The following is a 10,043-nucleotide window of genomic DNA, read 5'->3' as shown; positions in this document are numbered from 1 at the left end:
GTTGAACGCGGTGATCAACAGGCCCGGCGTGTTCAAGGGCATGTCTTCGCACTACAGCGGCGCAGGCTTCTCGGGCATGACGTTCAAGTTCCATGGCCTGAGCAACGATGAATTTGCGCAGTGGGTGCAAAAAGCCAAGACCGAAGGCAAGCCCTTGGACAAGGGCACCTACCTGAACCTGGTCAAGCCCAGCGAACGCGATCCGGTACAGCGCTTTGCCTCGGTGGACGAAGGCCTGTATGACAAGGTGCTGAACCGCTGCGTCGAAGACGGAAAGATGTGCATGCACCACATGATGGCCGTTGACGCCCTGGGTGGCGACGCCTACGTGCGCGCTGCAGGGCTGAACCTGCCCCAGGACGTCTGCACCGTGCAAAACGCCTCTCAGGTTGTGGCAGCACTCGAAACCCGCAACGCACCGGCACCAACGTCTGGCGCCAGCATCCGTTAATGAGCACTCCTATGTCCTCCGAAACCGTATCTCCTGCCCATTGGGCGCTGGGCCGCCTCAGCTGGGACGCCGTGCCGATGGCGCACGAGCCCATCGTGCTGGCCACTTTTATTGCCGTGGTGCTTGGCGGCCTGGTCGTCGTGGCCGGCATCACCAAGTTCCGCCTGTGGGGCCCTCTGTGGCGCGACTGGATCTGCAGCATTGACCACAAACGCATCGGCATCATGTACATGATCCTGGGCTTGGTGATGCTGCTGCGTGGCTTTGCCGACGCTGTGATGATGCGCCTGCAGCAGGCCATGGCCTTTGGCGACAACATGGGTTACCTGCCGCCGCACCACTACGACCAGATCTTCACCGCACACGGCGTGATCATGATTTTCTTCGTGGCGATGCCGCTGGTCACGGGGCTGATGAACTACCTCGTGCCCCTGCAGATCGGGGCGCGCGACGTGTCCTTCCCGTTCCTGAACAACTTCAGCTTCTGGATGACCACGGCGGGCGCCGTGCTGGTGATGGTGTCGCTGTTCCTGGGCGAGTTCTCCACCTCCGGCTGGCTGGCACTGTCCAACCTGGGGGCGCAGAGCCCGAGTACGGGTCTGGATTACTACATCTGGGCGCTGCAAATTGCCGGGGTGGGCACCACGCTCTCGGGTATCAACCTGATCGTGACCATCATCAAGATGCGCGCACCGGGCATGAGCCTGATGAAGATGCCCGTGTTCACCTGGACTGCCTTGTGCACCAACGCGCTGATCGTTGCGTCGTTCCCCGTGCTCACGGCCGCACTGGTGCTGATGTCGCTGGACCGCTATGTCGGCACCAACTTCTTCACCAATGAGCTGGGTGGCAACCCCATGCTGTACGTGAACCTGATCTGGATCTGGGGCCACCCTGAGGTGTACATCCTGGTGCTGCCTGCCTTCGGTGTGTTCTCCGAAGTGGTCGCCACCTTCAGCAAGAAGCGTCTGTTCGGCTACACCTCCATGGTGTACGCCACGGTGTGTATCACCATCCTGTCGTACCTGGTGTGGCTGCATCACTTCTTCACCATGGGCTCGGGTGCCAGCGTGAACACCTTCTTCGGTATCACGACCATGATCATCTCGATCCCCACGGGCGCGAAGATATTCAACTGGCTGTTCACCATGTACAAGGGCCGCATCCGCTTTGAGCTGCCCATGATGTGGACCGTGGCGTTCATGGTCACGTTCGCCATCGGCGGCATGACCGGCGTGCTGCTGGCCGTGCCCCCGGCCGACTTCGTGCTGCACAACAGCCTGTTCCTCATCGCCCACTTCCACAACGTGATCATCGGCGGCGTGGTGTTTGCCATGTTTGCCGGCATCAACTACTGGTACCCCAAGGCGTTTGGCTACAAGCTCGACCGCACCTGGGGCGTGCGCTCCTTCTGGCTGTGGCTGGTGGGCTTCTGGGTGGCGTTCACGCCGCTGTATGTGCTGGGCCTGATGGGCGTCACCCGCCGTGCCAACCACTTCGAAGACCAGTCACTTCAGATCTGGTTCGTGATCGCTGCCATCGGCGCGGCCATGATTGCCGCAGGCATTGGTTGCTTCCTGATCCAGCTGGTGGTCAGCTTCCTGAAGCGCGACCAACTGCGCGACTGGACGGGCGACCCCTGGGACGGCCGCACGCTGGAGTGGGCCACCTCGTCGCCTCCACCCAACTACAACTTTGCCTTCACCCCCGTGGTGCACGAGATCGACGCGTGGTGGGACATGAAGAAGCACGGATACAAGCGTCCTCTGGCGGGCTTCCAGCCCATCCACATGCCGGCCAACACTGGCGCTGGCGTGGTGATCTCGGGGCTGTCGCTGGTGTTCGGCTTTGCACTGATCTGGCACATGTGGCTGCTGGCGGGCGTCTCGTTTGCGGCCGTCGTTCTGGCCGCCATCATCCACACGTTCAACTACAAGCGTGACTTCTACATCCCGGCATCCGAGGTGATCTCCACCGAAGAAGCCCGCACACTCCAACTGGCCCGCCATGTCTGATATCCGCATCCACGCTGGCGCCGCAGCAGGCGCCCTGGCCCCGCGCGAGTACCACCTCGCGCACGAGCCCCATCCTGAAAACGGCACGGCCCTGGGTTTCTGGCTGTACCTGATGAGCGACTGTCTCATCTTTGCAGCGCTGTTCGCCACCTACGGCGTGCTGGGTCGCAGCTATGCCGCAGGCCCCACCGGCGCGCAGTTGTTCGACCTGACCCTGGTGGCCATCAACACCGCCTTCCTGCTGCTGTCGTCCATCACCTTCGGTTTTGCCATGCTGCGCAAGCAGCTGGGCGATGTGCGCGGCACGCTGCTGTGGCTGGCGGTAACCGGCGTGTTTGGCCTGTGCTTTCTGGGGCTGGAGCTGTATGAGTTCTCGCACCTGCTGCACGAAGGCGCTGGCCCGCAGCGCAGTGCCTTCCTGTCGGCATTCTTCACGCTGGTGGGCACCCACGGCCTGCACGTCACCTTCGGCCTGATCTGGCTGGTAGTGCTGATGGTCCAGATTGGCAAGCATGGCCTGATCCCCGAGAACAACCGCCGCCTGATGTGCCTGTCCATGTTCTGGCACTTCCTGGACGTGGTCTGGATCGGCGTTTTCACCTTTGTGTACCTGATGGGGGTGCTGTAAATGAGCGCACAACACGCAACACAAGCGCACGATGCGCATGGTCATGACGATCACCACCACGACGCAGGCCCGCACAGCACGTTCTCGGGCTACATGACGGGGTTTGTGCTGTCCATCATCCTCACAGCCATTCCCTTCTGGCTGGTGATGGCCAAGGTGATCGCGGACCGCAACACGGCCGTGCTGGTGCTGGGCGGCTTCGCCGTGATCCAGATCCTGGTACACATGGTGTTCTTCCTGCACATGAACGGCAAGATCGAAGGGGGCTGGACCCTGCTGTCCACCATCTTCACAGTGGTGTTTGTAGCCATCGCCATTGCGGGTACCTTGTGGGTGATGTTCCACATGAATGCCAACATGATGCCGGAGCACCCCACCCCCACGCCTCCCACACACGAGGCGCCAGGGCACTCCACACCTTGATGCCGGCAGCCCACGCCACCATGGCCCCGCCGCGCCGGGGGTTGCGCCGCGCGGTCCTGCTGGTGCTGGGCATTGCCTTGTTCCTGGGCTTTGTTTCTCTGGGCACCTGGCAGGTCCAGCGCCGTATCTGGAAGCTGGATCTCATCGAAAGGGTGGACCAACGGGTGCATGCAGCACCGGTCGCGCCGCCCCCTGTGGAGCAGTGGTCCAGCATCGATGCAGCACGCCATGAGTACCAGCCCGTGGCCCTCCAGGGCCGCTGGTTGCCCGGCAAGACGGTGCTGACGCAGGCTGTCACTGAGCTGGGCGCAGGCTTCTGGGTGATCACGGCCCTGCAACGGGATGACGGTACCCAGGTGCTGGTGAACCGGGGTTTTGTGCCCCAAGAGCAGCGCACCCAATGGCTGGAAGCGTCGACCCCTGCTGGTGGCCCTGTCACCGTACAGGGGCTGTTGCGCATGACCGAACCAGACGGTGGCTTTCTGCGTACCAACGACCCAGCGCAGCAGCGCTGGTACTCGCGCGATGTGGCGGCCATCAGCAGCGCGCTGGGTCTGCCCCGGGCGGCTCCGTTTTTTGTAGACGCTGGACTTCCGGGTGCTGGAGTTCCGGGTGCAACGGCGGCTGCTTCAGCAGCTCCCAGCTGGCCCCGCGCGGGCATGACGGTCATCCGATTCCACAACAGCCATCTGGTGTACGCCCTGACCTGGTATGGTCTTGCGCTCATGGTTGTGGCGGCGGGCTGGTATGTGGCACGCTACGAGCGCAGCTTGAGCGCCCAGAGCCGCCCACCAACCACCGATGAACACCCTCCAACGCCCTGAACCCGTCACGCCCCCTGCGCAGCGCAATGCGCGTTCAGCCGACGCGGCAGCCGGCATCAAGAACCTGCAGCAACTGATCGAGCTGCGCTGGATTGCGGTGGTGGGCCAGGTGTTCACCATCGAGATGGCGCACTACAGCCTGGCCTTGAAGCTCCCGCTGCAGGAAATGCTGCTCGTGGTCGGCTGCCTGGCGGTCTTCAACGTGGTGAGCCTGCTGCGCCTGCGCACGGGCCGCGCGGTGCGCAACGTGGAGCTGTTCCTGGCGCTGCTGATTGACGTGGCGGTGCTCACCGTGCAGCTGTACCTGAGCGGCGGCACCAGCAACCCGTTTGTTTTTCTGTACCTGCTGCAGATCACGCTGGGCGCGGTGCTGCTGCGCGGGGCCTACATCTGGTCCATCGTGATCATCACCGTCCTGTGCTTTGCTGCGCTGGCAGACCACCACCTGCCGCTGGCCCTGCCCCAGGATCTGCACCAGGGCTTGTCGAGTCTGTATGTGCTCGGGCTGCTGGTGTGCTTCGTGCTCAACGCCACGCTGGTGATGGTGTTCATCACCCGCATCAACCGCAACCTGCGCGAGCGCGACGCCCGCCTTGCGGCAGCGCGGCGTCGCCGCGTCGAAGAAGAGCACATCGTCCGCATGGGCCTGCTGGCGTCCGGCGCCGCGCACGAGCTGGGCACTCCGCTGTCCACACTTGCGGTCATCCTTGGCGACTGGCAGCACGACAAGCGACTGGCCGCCAACGCAGCACTCAAGGAAGACATTGCCGAAATGCAGACCCAGGTGCAACGGTGCAAGAGCATCGTGAGCGGCATCCTGCTCTCGGCGGGTGAAACGCGCGGCGAGGCGTCGGTGCAGACCACCGTGCGCAAGTTTGTCGATGCGCTGGCACAGGAGTGGCGCAGCACCCGCACGATCCCCCAGTTTGACTATGACAACGACTTCGGCACCGACACCCCCATGGTGTCGGACACCACCCTCAAGCAAATGGTTTTCAATGTGCTGGACAATGCACGCGATGCCTCGCCAGGCTGGGTGCGGCTGGCGGTCACGCGCAATGCCGACGCCTTGTGCATGACTGTGACCGATGCCGGCCCCGGCTTCGCGCCCGACATGCTGTCCAAGCTCGGTACTCCCTACCAGTCCTCCAAAAACCGCCCCGGCGGTGGTCTGGGCCTGTATCTGGTACTGAACGTGGCCCGGACTCTGGGTGGCAGCGTCGAAGCACGCAACCGGCCCGAAGGGGGCGCACAGGTGACCATAGAGCTGCCCCTGGCCGCCATTGCGCTGCCCGAGAAAGTATGAATGAACGAAAGAACCCGCCGTGGACATTGAAGAAGCGCAACGACAGCTGCTGATCGTCGAAGACGACGAGGCTTTCGCGCGAACATTGGCACGCTCGTTTGAGCGGCGCGGCTACAGCGTGTTGCAGGCTGCAAGCCTCGCCGATGTGGAGGCCTTGCTGAAGCAGCACCAGCCCGGCTATGCGGTGGTGGACCTCAAGCTCAAGGGCGAGGCCTCTGGCCTGGCCTGCGTGCAGACGCTGCACGCAGCTGACGATGGGATGCTGATCGTGGTGCTGACCGGCTTTGCCAGTATTGCCACAGCCGTGGAGGCGGTGAAACTGGGCGCCTGCCACTATCTTGCCAAGCCCTCCAACACCGACGACATAGAAGCTGCTTTTGGCCTGAAAGCAGGCAATGCCAAAGTGGAGCTGACCAATCGCTCCAGCTCCATCAAAACCCTGGAATGGGAACGCATCAACGAGGTCCTGGCAGAGACTGGCTTTAACCTGTCAGAGGCCGCGCGGCGCCTGGGCATGCACCGCCGCACGCTCACGCGCAAGCTCGAAAAAAAGCAGGTGCGTTAGCGCCAACGGCTTTGGGCCCGCTCTCCCCTGTGCGGTGCCCAGCCATCTCGTGGAGCGCAATCTGCACGGCCGTCATGCGCTCCTCTGGGGCCCCGAAGGCACTCAGGCAGCCTCAGGCACTGCCTTCAGCATCTGCTGCTCGAACGCACGCAAGCGCTTGTAGATCGAGATCTGCTCCACCACCGTGCTCCAGTTCAGCACCAGAAACTGGAAGGACTCCAGCACCTTGTCAAAGGCCCGTGCAATCTGCTGCATCACGCCCAGGGTGATCACGCCCGCAATCAGCGTGGGGCCCAGAGCCACCAGGGGCACCAACACACTGACCTGCAGGTAAGACCACTTCACCACATCAAAGTACAGGTAGTGAAAAAACAGCCGGAAGTAATTGCGGCGCACGCCTGCGAACAGCTCGGCTGCGGTGGGTGGAGAGGCCCGGTTCGGATCATCCTCACCCAATACCAGCTCCTTGCGGTACGCCGCCTCCACGCGCTGGTTGTGAAACTCCAGCCCCGGCAGCTTCACGCCCACGCAGGCCAGCAGCAGCGTGCCTCCCAATGACCAGGCCAATGCCACCCAGACCAGGGAGTGAGGAACGGCACCGATCAAAGGCAACGCGGTGACTTTGTCTGACAGCGCCCAAAGCACCGGCAGAAAGGCCCCGAGCGTCATGAGGCTGCGCATGAAGCTCAGGCCCAGGTCCTCCATGGTGCGGGCGAAACGCATGGTGTCTTCCTGCACACGCTGTGCCGCACCCTCAATATGGCGCAGGCGTGGCCAGGCTGCCATGTAGTGTTCGTTCATCGCTTGGCGCCAGCGGAAGATGTAGTGCTTGCTGAAAAAATCTACCAGCACTGCCGTCGTCACGTAGATCATGGCAATGCGCGCAAAGGTCGTGAGCTGCCCCCAGAACTGCTCTGCAGTGATGCTGCCAGGTTTGCCCAAAGCCTCCTGGATGAGATCGTAAAAGCTGCCGAACCAGTCGTTGATCTGCACGTCCAGCTGCACGCGGTATGCCGTGGCCAAAAGAATGACGACAGAACCCAAGATAGACCAGGCCCACCAGCGGCGGGCAAAAAAGAAGGACTTGAACATCGTAGTGCCGTGTTGGAATGGTTCTGCGGACTCTGAGTGCAACACAGAATGAACGTTCCGCTGAGAACACCAAGCCCTTCATCACATCCCACGGGGTACACACGCGAACCAGCATCCTTGCACAGGGCATTCCAGACTCCTGACTCTAGCGCTGCCGGGCTCGCTCCTCCAGCCACTGCTGCGCCGCCTGCTGTCCACCAAAACGCGCCCAATCCATCGCACTGTTTCCGTGCGGATCACGCCGCGAAAGATCCACCCCATGCTCATCCAGCCAACGCAGCGCTGCCACCTGCCCCTTGGCTGCGGCCAGCATGGCCGGTGTTTCGCTCCGGCTGGCCGGCGCAGCCTCATCCAGCAACTGCCCCTGGGACACCAACCACTGCAGGCATGGAACACACCCGCTTTGCGCTGCCATGTGCACGGGGCCCCAATCCCAGCGATTGCGGGCCTGCAGGCTGGCCCCTGCCTGCACCAGGCGTTGCGCCACCGCCAGATGGCCGCCATAGAAGGCCCGCAGCAGGGCCGTGTCGCCGCGCTCGCTGTCTTTGGCCGTTTGCCGCAAATCGGGCTGGGCCCCCGCTTGCAGCAGCGCCTGCACGTGCGCCAGCTGCCCCCGGTGGGCGGCCAGCATCAGCACGGAGGAGCCGGTGTCTGCCAGCAGGTTGGGGTTGGCGCCATCGCGCAGTGCCTGCGCCAGTGCGCTGGCATCGCCCGCATTCTGGGCGTCCATCAGGCGGGCATCTGCAGGCGCCCAAATGCGCGATGAGGCCACTGCAGCAGGTGCTTGCAGCACTGCGCTGCGACCTGCCCCCAACAACGCACGCCCGCCATGGGCCCACCACACGAGCAAGCCGAAAAACAAGAGCCATGCCCAGCCTCCCCAGACTGGGCGTGAATGGGCAGCCACCTGGGGCCGCTGCGCCCCTGGCGTGAAGCGCCCCCGTCGGTCCAGCCACGCACGGGCCACCGCCTGGCCCACGGCATGCGCGGCGGCAGGGCCGCTCAGCCCTGGCGTCAGCTTTTGCGAATGCCCTGACGCATCCTTGCCCAGCACCGCGTGGTAGGCCTGGGTCCCTGCCGTGAACTGCAGCTTGTGCACCAGCGACTGGCTGGATTCGCCTGGCAGGGTTGCCACGCGAGACCAAACCCAAGAGCCGCGACGCACGACCAGGCCATCGTCCTGCACCCGCAGCGTCCACCGCCGGGTGGCGGCATGCAAGGCCCAGGCAGGCAGCACCAACACAGCCAACCAACCCCAAAAGCCGCTCGGCAGCACCAGGGCGCCGGGCTGGATGCGGTCGTTCACCCACCACTCCAGCGCCAGCGAAGCCAGGGCCACCGCCGCAGACCAGCGCCAAGCGATCTGCGTGAACGCGAGGGACCAAGCATCTGGCGTTTCGGTCAAACGCACGCCAGGGGGAAGAAAGCCCGGGGATTCAACCGACTTCCCCATGCCCGGAGAATCCAACAGCTGAGAGGCCACATCACGCCCCAAGGCGGGTGGTTCGATCGGGACTTCCTGCGTCCACTGGGTCCGCCGGTCGAAACGGTCTGGCACCGAAGCGGCCTCCGCCCAGGACGGGGTGACAGCCTGGACCGCCAGGTCGTACGCGAGCTCCAACGCACCATCGGCACGCACCAGTTCCAGCCGCCAGTCCACCCGCTCGCCACCGCGCCGCGCACCGTGGGTGGGGACGTCATCAGGCAGGTCAAAACGCGCTACCAGGCGCATGCCGCCCTCGCCCGTCGGCTGGCGCCGCGCAATGGTCTCCAGCACCTCCACTTGGCGCTCGGGCGAGCCGGAGCTGGATTCGTCCACACGGTATTGCGCCATTTGCATGCGCAGGTTTTCGGCCCCGGCTTGCTGCACGGCCCGTGCAGGCAGCACCAGTGTGATTTCGACCGGCCGCCCCGCCGTGGGCCGCGATGGCAAGGCCGTCATACCCATTCCCTGGTAGCGCCAGGCCTTGCGGCTGTTCTGCCAGGCAGCACCGACCAAGCCCACGCCGATCACCACAAAGACACCCATGAAGCCCTTGGCCCACCAGGGCCCTTACCGTCCGACCAGAACAAGGCGGCCATGGGGAAAGCGATGCCACACCAGAACACTGCGAAGAACCACAACGCCCCCTGCCCCTTGGCCAAGGAATGCTTTGGCTCCAGGTCGGGCACATCATCCTGAGCGCGCCTCAAGATGCGCAGGAACATCCATGCAGCAGTCACCCCGACGCCGGTGAACACCAGAGCAAACGGCAGTCGAAAAATTTGCAGCCGCCAGCGAATGCTGCGGTCCAGCAGGGCTTGGGCCGGGGCCTTGGGGTTGACCCAGGCGGTGATGGATTCGCCCCGCTCGTGCGCTTGGCGCAGGGTGCGGTGCCATTGCGCCTGCCAGTCGCCGACGTTGTCGGCACTGGGGTGCCGGTCCAGCCCCACGCGCTGCGCTTCGTACGTTTGGCCCGCCACGGTGTAGCGGTACCGTGCCAGCACCTGGTAGGTGGTGCCACCCTCGCTGCCCGCGTGCTGCTTCAGTTGCACATCCAGCACCTGGGCCGGCACAGGCTGCCATGAGCGCACGGTCCAGGCTGCCAGCGCCGTTTCAGCCAAGGGCCGCAAACCTGCCCAATACCCACCGGCACCGAACCCCACCGCAAAGATGGCGCAGAAAACCAGCAAAACCCCTCGTCCCATGGTGTTGCCCATGGCTCCCTCCTTTTGTTGTTGTTATGGATGTTTTGTTAT

10 protein-coding genes are annotated in these 10,043 nt (G+C 63.8%); 7 read left to right on the top strand and 3 right to left on the bottom strand.

Annotation, left to right across the window (positions count from 1 at the left end; genetic code table 11):
- The 7 genes from ISS20_RS09470 to ISS20_RS09440 all read left to right on the top strand — a co-directional run.
- The coding region (locus ISS20_RS09470; RefSeq protein WP_291435974.1) for a COX aromatic rich motif-containing protein at positions 1-451 on the top strand (451 nt) is incomplete at its 5' end.
- 11 nt (positions 452-462) lie between these two features.
- The gene (gene cyoB / locus ISS20_RS09465) at positions 463-2,466 is read left to right on the top strand and encodes a cytochrome o ubiquinol oxidase subunit I (protein ID WP_291435973.1); all 2,004 of its coding nucleotides are present in this window, start codon (positions 463-465) and stop codon (positions 2,464-2,466) included.
- Positions 2,459-3,094, top strand: coding sequence for a cytochrome o ubiquinol oxidase subunit III (gene cyoC / locus ISS20_RS09460; protein ID WP_291435971.1), 636 nt, complete (start codon positions 2,459-2,461; stop codon positions 3,092-3,094). Before cyoB ends, cyoC begins: the two co-directional genes overlap by 8 nt.
- Positions 3,095-3,517, top strand: coding sequence for a cytochrome o ubiquinol oxidase subunit IV (gene cyoD / locus ISS20_RS09455; RefSeq protein WP_291435970.1), 423 nt, complete (start codon positions 3,095-3,097; stop codon positions 3,515-3,517).
- Entirely contained in the window at positions 3,517-4,341 is an 825-nt protein-coding gene (locus ISS20_RS09450; RefSeq protein WP_291435968.1) for an SURF1 family protein, read from the top strand. The genes cyoD and ISS20_RS09450 overlap by 1 nt, the downstream gene beginning before the upstream one ends.
- A complete protein-coding gene (locus tag ISS20_RS09445) occupies positions 4,319-5,647 on the top strand; it encodes an ATP-binding protein (RefSeq protein ID WP_291435966.1) in 1,329 nt (442 codons plus the stop codon). Before ISS20_RS09450 ends, ISS20_RS09445 begins: the two co-directional genes overlap by 23 nt.
- A gap of 19 nt (positions 5,648-5,666) precedes the next feature.
- Positions 5,667-6,212, top strand: a complete 546-nt coding sequence (locus tag ISS20_RS09440) for a response regulator transcription factor (RefSeq protein ID WP_291435964.1) — start codon at positions 5,667-5,669, stop codon at positions 6,210-6,212.
- 102 nt (positions 6,213-6,314) lie between these two features.
- Here the strand turns inward: ISS20_RS09440 and sbmA are convergent, their stop codons facing one another.
- From sbmA to ISS20_RS09425, 3 genes are all read right to left on the bottom strand, one after another.
- On the bottom strand, positions 6,315-7,304 hold the full coding sequence (sbmA, locus tag ISS20_RS09435; RefSeq protein WP_291435962.1) for a peptide antibiotic transporter SbmA: 990 nt from the start codon (positions 7,302-7,304) through the stop codon (positions 6,315-6,317).
- Between the two features lie 145 nt (positions 7,305-7,449).
- The gene (locus tag ISS20_RS09430) at positions 7,450-9,333 is read right to left on the bottom strand and encodes an ankyrin repeat domain-containing protein (protein ID WP_291435959.1); all 1,884 of its coding nucleotides are present in this window, start codon (positions 9,331-9,333) and stop codon (positions 7,450-7,452) included.
- The gene (locus ISS20_RS09425) at positions 9,315-10,004 is read right to left on the bottom strand and encodes a DUF3592 domain-containing protein (protein WP_291435957.1); all 690 of its coding nucleotides are present in this window, start codon (positions 10,002-10,004) and stop codon (positions 9,315-9,317) included. Before ISS20_RS09425 ends, ISS20_RS09430 begins: the two co-directional genes overlap by 19 nt.
- Between the last annotated feature and the right edge of the window lie 39 nt (positions 10,005-10,043).

It is taken from the genome of Acidovorax sp. (genome assembly GCF_016783915.1).
Taxonomy (GTDB): Bacteria; Pseudomonadota; Gammaproteobacteria; order Burkholderiales; family Burkholderiaceae_C; genus Acidovorax.
Note: the sequence above shows the minus strand (reverse complement) of the source record. Positions and strands in the feature narration are given on the sequence as shown.